The sequence below is a fragment of the Streptomyces sp. NPDC048436 genome (assembly GCF_043200355.1).
In the GTDB taxonomy this organism is placed as follows: Bacteria; Actinomycetota; Actinomycetes; order Streptomycetales; family Streptomycetaceae; genus Streptomyces.
The window spans coordinates 1,035,022-1,041,829 of sequence record NZ_JBICXP010000002.1 but is presented as its reverse complement, the minus strand read 5'-3'; the positions used below and the strand labels follow the sequence as shown (position 1 = coordinate 1,041,829).

Sequence of the window (6,808 nt, the reverse complement as noted above, 5' to 3'; positions counted from 1 at the left end):
ACGGACGGCACGGCGGGTGTGGTGCCGGCGCTGTTGGCCGAGCGTCTGGGTGTGCCGCAGGTGACGCTGCTGTCCGAGGTTTCCGTCGAGGACGGTGTGGTCAAGGGCCGCCGGGACGGCGACTCCGCCTCCGAGCAGCTTGAGGCCTCGCTGCCTGCCGTCGTGTCGGTCACCGACCAGTCGGGCGAGGCGCGTTACCCGTCCTTCAAGGGCATCATGGCCGCCAAGAAAAAGCCGGTCGAGGCCTGGGACCTGTCGGATCTGGACCTGGAGGCGGACGAGGTCGGCCTGGCGGGTGCCTGGACGAAGGTCGAATCGGCCACCGAGCGTCCCGCGCGCACCGCGGGCACGATCGTCAAGGACGAGGGCGAGGGCGGCAAGCAGCTCGCTGAGTTCCTCGCGGGCCAGAAGTTCATCTGAGCTTCAGCCATCCCCTTCCAGCAACCGCCCAGTTCCTCGTAATCGCAGGAGATTGAATTCCCATGGCTGAAGTTCTGGTCTATGTCGACCACGCGGACGGTGCCGTCCGCAAGCCCACCCTGGAGCTCTTGACGCTGGCCCGCCGTGTCGGCGAGCCCGTCGCCGTCGCGCTGGGCAACGGCGCCGCGGACACCGCAGCGGTGCTGGCCGAGCACGGCGCGGTGAAGGTATTGACCGCCGATGCGCCGGAGTTCGCCGACTACCTGGTCGTGCCGAAGGTGGACGCGCTGCAGGCCGCCTATGAGGCTGTGTCCCCGGTCGCCGTGCTCGTGCCCTCCTCCGCCGAGGGCAAGGAGATCGCGGCGCGTCTCGCGGTCCGCATCGGGTCGGGCATCATCACCGACGCCGTCGACCTGGAGGCCGCCGACGGGGGTGTGGTGGCCAGTCAGTCGGCGTTCGCCGCCTCCTACACCACCAAGTCCCGGGTTTCCAAGGGCACTGCGGTGATCACGGTCAAGCCGAACTCGGCTGCCGTGGAGGCCGCCCCGGCCGCGGGCGCCGTAGAGGCCCTCGCCGTCTCCTTCTCGCCGCTGGCCACCGGCACCAAGGTGACCGGGCGTACGCCGCGTGAGTCGACCGGGCGTCCGGAGCTGACCGAGGCCGCCATCGTGGTCTCCGGTGGGCGCGGGGTGAACGGGGCGGACAACTTCCACCTCATCGAGTCCCTCGCCGACTCCCTGGGCGCGGCGGTGGGTGCCTCGCGTGCCGCGGTGGACGCGGGCTGGTATCCGCACTCCAACCAGGTCGGCCAGACCGGCAAGAGTGTCTCGCCGCAGCTGTACATCGCCTCGGGCATCTCCGGTGCGATCCAGCACCGGGCGGGCATGCAGACCTCCAAGACGATCGTGGCGATCAACAAGGACGCCGAGGCCCCGATCTTCGACCTGGCCGACTACGGCGTGGTCGGCGACCTCTTCGACGTCGTCCCCGCCCTCACCGAAGAGGTCAACACCCGCAAGGGCTGAGCTTCTTCAGGCAGTACGAGAACGAGGCCTTCGCCACCGCACACAGCTGCGGAGGTGAAGGCCTCGTCGTGTCACGGGGGCGGCAGTGTCACAGCGTCAGCGAGGCCTGCACCGGCAGGTGGTCGCTCGGGAACTGGCCGCCCGCCGAGAAGGTGTTGATGGCCGCCGAGTGCACCTCCACCTCCGGCGTCGCCAGGATCCAGTCGATCCGGTCGCCGTCCGGCACCAGCGGCCGGTAGCCGTGGAAGGTGGCGTACGCCTTGCTGCGCTGGTCCGCGGCGTCCCACGTGTCGACGAGACCGGCGGCGAGCATCGTGTCGTACACCGGGTTCTTGTGGGCAGCGACATTGAAGTCACCGGTGACCAGGAGCGGCAGGGACGAGTCCAGGGCGGGGATCCGTTCGCAAATCAAACTCGCGGCACGCGCGCGTGCGTACTGGCTCGCGTTGTCGAGGTGCGTGTTGAGGACGTACAGCTCCTTGTCCGTCCGCAGGTCGCGGAAGCGGACCCAGGTGACCATGCGGATGGAACCGCCGCCCCAGGTGTTGGAGCCGATGACGTCCGGGGTGTCGGAGAGCCAGTAGTGGTCGTACTCGACCGGGGCGAGTCTGCGGGTGTCGTAGAAGACGGTCATGAACTCGTTGCGGCTGCCGCCCGCCCGGCCGGTGCCGATCCAGTCGTAGTGCGGGCCCAGATCCTCGGCGATGTCCTGTACCTGCTGGTAGAGCCCTTCCTGGGTGCCGATGACATGAGGGCGCGCGCGACGGAGGAGTTCCCTGGTCACCGGGCGGCGGTCGGCCCAGGTGTGGGGAGGCGTGGTGCTCGCGTAGCGGAGGTTGAACGACATGACCTCCAGGCGTCGCCCCGCGCGCTCCACCCCGTGGGCGGGTGTGGCGAGGGCCGCGGTGAACAGGGGGACTGCCACCGCGGCCAGCGTGGTCTGCAGGCCGAAGCGGCGCGTCACTCGGGTGTCATTCGGCACGCGGTCTCCTTCAGTGGGTACCGGTCAGGATGAGGTGCGGGCAGGCAGGTGCGGAAGCAGGATCTGAGACAGGGGTGAACGGCCGGGGTCCGGCAGACGAGAGGGTGTTGACCAGCGGGAAGGTCGCCGGATAACTTCGCCATGCGGATTGTTGATTCCGTGAAGCGGAAAATATCGAGTCCTGAGTGTGTGGTCCCGAGCGTGTGGAGGGTGCAGGAATGGGTCAGCAAGAGAAGGTGGCAACGAGCCTCGCGGGTGCGGTCAGCGAGGGCATCAGCGCTTCCCTCGCCCCGGTGGACGCGGAGCTCGAGCGCCGCTACCCCGGCGACCCGGGCACCCGCCAGCCCGTCCACACCGTGTACGTCCCCGGTGAGCTGTTCGGCGCCGACACCATCCGTACGTGGGGCGACCAGGCACTGAAGGCCCTCGACGAGCACGCTCCGGACGCCGCCTCCTTCGCGGCCGTCCTCGGCCTCACCGACGACCTGGCCGCGCCCGTCTACGACCGCGTACGCGCCAAGCTGGAGCGCGAGCCCGTCGAAGACCTGCGCATCGACTTCGAGGACGGCTACAAGGGCACCGACGAGGACCAGGACGCCGCCCGCGCGGCCCGCCTGATCGCCGAGGCCTACAAGAACGGCACCGCGGCCCCGTACATGGGCATCCGTATGAAGTGCATGGAGGAGGGGGTGCGCGACCGTGCCATCCGCACCCTCGACATCTTCCTGTCCGGCCTCATGGAGGCGGGCGGTCTCCCGGACGGCCTCGTCCTGACGCTGCCCAAGGTGACCTACCCCGAGCAGGTCACCGCGATGGTGCGCCTCCTGGAGGAGTTCGAGAAGGTGCGCGGCCTTGAGGCGGGCCGGATCGGCTTCGAGATCCAGATCGAGACCAGCCAGTCCATCCTCGCCGCCGACGGCACCGCCACCGTGGCCCGCATGATCGGCGCCGCCGAGGGCCGCGCCACCGGTCTGCACTACGGCACCTTCGACTACAGCGCCTGCCTCGGTGTCAGCGCCGCCTACCAGACCAGCGACCACCCGGCCGCCGACCACGCCAAGGCGATCATGCAGGTCGCCGCGGCCGGCACCGGCGTCCGCGTCTCCGACGGCTCCACCAACGTCCTGCCCATCGGCACCACCGAGAAGGTGCACGACGCCTGGCGCCTGCACTACGGCCTCACGCGCCGCGCCCTGGCCCGCGCCTACTACCAGGGCTGGGACATGCACCCCGGTCACATCCCCACGCGCTACGCCGCCGTGTTCGCGTTCTACCGCGAGGGCTTCGAGCAGGCCGCCGCACGCCTGTCCGCCTACGCCGCCCACCGCGAGGGCGGCGACGTGGCGGACGAGCCCGCGTCGGCCAAGGCGCTCGCCGGTTACCTGCTGCGCGGCATGGACTGCGGCGCCCTCGACGTCGGCGAGGTCACCCGGCTCACCGGTCTGACGCTGGCCCGCCTGCAGAGCTTCTCGGGGCCGCGCCGCGGCGACCTCACGCCCTCCGGCAAGTAACTCCCGGCACCCGCTGTCACCCCTGCCCCGTAGTCTGTGAGCCACGCACAGTGGTGTCACAGGAACGGGGCAGCGGTGACTTCGGGGGACCAGCAACAGACGGGCGGCACGAGCGGCCGTCTTCTCGCCGGGCGCTATCGCGTCGTGGCTCAACTCGGGCGCGGCGGCATGGGAGTCGTCTGGCGCGCCGTCGACGAAGTGCTCGGGCGTGAGGTCGCCGTCAAGGAACTGCGTACGTACACGGACGCGGCCGGGCCCGAACTGGCCGATCTGCGCGTGCGGATGCAGCGCGAGGCCCGCGCGGCGGCCCGGGTGCGCCACCCCGGAGTCATCGCCGTGCACGACGTGGCGGAGGTCGACGGGCGGCCCCTCATCGTCATGGAACTCGTCGAAGGACCCTCCCTGGACGACGTGCTGCGCGAGCGCGGCACCCTGGACCCCCGTGAAGCGGCGGCCATCGGCGCCAAGGTCATGGAGGCCCTCGCCGCCGCGCACCGCGCCGGAGTCCTGCACCGCGACGTCAAGCCCGGCAACATCCTCCTGGAGGCCGGGGGCCGCGTCGTCCTGACCGACTTCGGCATCGCCACGATGGACGACCCGGGGGACGGCTCCGCCACACATCTCACCCGCAGCGGTGAACTCGTCGGCTCCCTGGACTACTTGGCGCCCGAGCGCGCCCAGGGCCAGGACCCGGGCCCCGCCTCCGACGTATGGGCGCTGGGCGCCACGCTGTACGCGGCGGTCGAAGGCGCCTCGCCCTTCCGCCGTACGTCGACGTGGTCCACGCTCACCGCGATCGTCACCGACCCGCTGCCCGAGCCGCGGCGGGCAGGGCCCCTGATCCCCGTGCTGCGACAGCTGATGGACAAGGACCCGCAGTCGCGACCGGACGCGCACCAGGCGGCGCTGCTCCTCGCCGATGTGGCCGGCGGTGAGGTGACGGCGGCTCCGCGGCAGCCCGCACCACGCCCGAGGGAGACCACGGAGCGCAGCATCCCGAGCGGCCCGCCGCCGGGCTTCGGACCACCGCTCGCCGCCGTGTCCCCGCAGGCGGCGCCGGTCGCCGCACCCGCGGCCACAGCACCGCCCGCGCGACGACCGCGCCGTGGCCGCGCGCGGCTCGCGGCGGTGGCTGTCGTCGTCGTCCTGGCGGCGGCCGGCGTCACCGTAACCCTCCTGAACGACAAGGAGGGCAGCGGCAGTCAGGCCCAGGGTCCCGCCTCCGGGGACTCGGCCGAGCCGGCGGCCGACAACAGCCGCGGCACGCTGGACGGCGCGGACGCGTCCGAGCCCTCCAAGCAGGGCGACGAGAAGGCCCGGAAGCCGGACGGAAAGCCCTCCGCCGATCAGGACGAGGACCCCAAGTCCAGGGACAAGGCGTCGACCCGCCCCAAGTCCTCCACCAAGCCGACCGAGGGCGGCGGCACCACAGGCGACGGCACCGGGGACTCCGACGGTTCCGGCGGCACATCGGGTGGCGGCGACGACCCGGCCCCCGAAGCCGCCTGTCACGCGGCGGGCGGCGGCAAGTACGACTGCTCGGTGTGGCGTAGCGCCACCTCGTACACCGCCTCGGGCGCCGAAGCGGGCGTACTGAACGCGGGCACGAACTACTTCTACTGCCAGCAGAACCTGGGCCGCCGCGAGACGCACGGCGAGTGGACGAACGTCTGGTGGGCCAAGACGGACGACGACAGCGGCAACAGAGACGTCTTCATCAGCGACGTCTACATCAAGGGCGGCGACAACGACAAACCGCTGCCGGGCCTCCCGGTCTGCTGACACATCGGGCCAGAACCGCGATCCCTGCCGCCGGCCTTCAGACCGCCGGTGGCAGTTCACCCGACCCACGCTTGATCAGCCGGGTGGGAAGCTCGATGCGCTCCGGGGCGTCGGACGCGCCGTCGAGCTGCCGGAACAGCCGCTCCGCCGCGGTCCTGCCCAGCTGCGCCGCGTCCTGGGCGACGACGGTCACGCCCGGCTGCAGCAGGTCCGCGAGTTCGATGTCGTCGAAGCCCACGAGGGCCACGGGGCGGGTGAGCCCGGCGAGGACGCGGACGACCGTCACCGTCACACGGTTGTTGCCCGCGAAGATCGCCGTGACGGGCTCCGGGCCGCCCAGCATCGTCTTGGTGGCCTGCTCGACACGGTCAGGGGCGGTGGGGCCGAGGGACATCCACTCGTCATCGACGGTGATGCCCTCGTCCTCCATGGCGGCGCGGTAGCCGCGCAGGCGTTCTATGGCGGTGTGGATGCGCGGCTGGTCGCCGATGAAGCCGATGCGGCGGTGACCGTGGGAGATGAGATGCGCGACGCCGTCGCGTGCGCCGCCGAAGCTGTCGGAGAGCACGACATCGGCGTCGATCTTCCCGGCCGGGCGGTCGACGAAGACGGTGGCGACACCGGCGGCGATCTCCGGCTCCAGATAGCGGTGGTCGTCACCGGCCGGGATGACGACGAGCCCGTCCACCCGGCGCGCGCACAGCGCGAGCACCAACTCCTGCTCGCGGTCCGGGTCCTCGGCGCTCGAACCGTTGATGAGGAGCGCTCCGTGGGCGCGGGCCACTTCCTCCACGGCGCGGCTGAGCGGGCCGTAGAAGGGGTCTGCGAGGTCTTCGAGTACGAGACCGATGCTGGCCGTGCGGCCCTTGCGCAGGACCCGCGCACTGTCGTTGCGGCGAAAGCCCAGGGCTTCGATGGCCTCCTGGACACGGCGCTCGGTGTCCGGGGTGACGCCCGGCTCGCCGTTCACGACGCGCGAGACCGTCTTGAGGCCGACTCCGGCGCGGGCGGCCACGTCTTTCATGGTCGGACGGTTGCCGTAGCGGGGTTCGGGTCGCTCGGGTCGGCTGGCGATCTCGGCCACGGTG

General features: G+C 71.2%; 6 protein-coding genes. 4 read left to right on the top strand and 2 right to left on the bottom strand.

Features of this window, described 5'->3' with window-relative positions; genetic code table 11:
- Positions 1 to 420: electron transfer flavoprotein subunit beta/FixA family protein (locus ACGFX9_RS11090; protein ID WP_393468228.1), on the top strand; the 420-nt coding region annotated here is incomplete at its 5' end.
- Between the two features lie 62 nt (positions 421 to 482).
- Positions 483 to 1,445, top strand: coding sequence for an electron transfer flavoprotein subunit alpha/FixB family protein (locus ACGFX9_RS11085; protein ID WP_393468225.1), 963 nt, complete (start codon positions 483 to 485; stop codon positions 1,443 to 1,445).
- An 88-nt stretch (positions 1,446 to 1,533) separates the two neighbouring features.
- On the opposite strand, the gene ACGFX9_RS11080 is transcribed toward ACGFX9_RS11085, so the two are convergent.
- The gene (locus ACGFX9_RS11080; protein WP_393468223.1) at positions 1,534 to 2,427 is read right to left on the bottom strand and encodes an endonuclease/exonuclease/phosphatase family protein; all 894 of its coding nucleotides are present in this window, start codon (positions 2,425 to 2,427) and stop codon (positions 1,534 to 1,536) included.
- A 218-nt stretch (positions 2,428 to 2,645) separates the two neighbouring features.
- Here ACGFX9_RS11080 and ACGFX9_RS11075 point away from each other — a divergent pair, with 218 nt between their 5' ends.
- On the top strand, positions 2,646 to 3,938 hold the full coding sequence (locus tag ACGFX9_RS11075) for a DUF6986 family protein (protein ID WP_393468220.1): 1,293 nt from the start codon (positions 2,646 to 2,648) through the stop codon (positions 3,936 to 3,938).
- A 75-nt stretch (positions 3,939 to 4,013) separates the two neighbouring features.
- Positions 4,014 to 5,720: a serine/threonine-protein kinase gene (locus ACGFX9_RS11070; RefSeq protein ID WP_393468217.1), complete on the top strand. Its 1,707-nt coding sequence runs from the start codon at positions 4,014 to 4,016 to the stop codon at positions 5,718 to 5,720.
- 37 nt (positions 5,721 to 5,757) lie between these two features.
- Here ACGFX9_RS11070 and ACGFX9_RS11065 read toward each other — a convergent pair whose 3' ends face one another.
- The gene (locus tag ACGFX9_RS11065) at positions 5,758 to 6,744 is read right to left on the bottom strand and encodes a LacI family DNA-binding transcriptional regulator (protein ID WP_393468214.1); all 987 of its coding nucleotides are present in this window, start codon (positions 6,742 to 6,744) and stop codon (positions 5,758 to 5,760) included.
- Positions 6,745 to 6,808: the final 64 nt, after the last annotated feature.